At 70.0% G+C, this 253-nt stretch carries 1 protein-coding gene; it reads right to left on the bottom strand.

What is annotated here, in order from left to right:
* Window positions 1-253 (bottom strand): hypothetical protein (locus tag NDO48_RS29380; RefSeq protein ID WP_416377235.1); only part of this gene is annotated, 253 nt, incomplete at both ends.

The raw sequence follows: 253 nt of genomic DNA, 5'->3' as shown, positions 1-253 counted from the left end.
GTGGTGCACGCCGCGCCGCGGGCAGTCGGTGAAGCTGCCCAGGCACACCGCCCGCGGCCTTTGCCCGGCGAAGCTGTGCAGCAGTTGCCAGAGGCTGCGTTCCAGGCGGTAGTAGGGCTCGCCGACGTCTTCCAGGATCAGGATCGAATCCTCGGCCAGGCGCAGCCCGGCATCGGTACCGCAAACGCTGGCCAGCGCCGTCAGGTTGCCGCCCTGCAGGGTGCCCTCGATGGCATGCTGCGGGCCGCTGATA

Source organism: Aminobacter sp. MET-1, from assembly GCF_026521175.1.
Taxonomy (GTDB): domain Bacteria; phylum Pseudomonadota; class Alphaproteobacteria; order Rhizobiales; family Rhizobiaceae; genus Aminobacter.
This window is presented reverse-complemented; position numbering and strand designations above follow the sequence as displayed.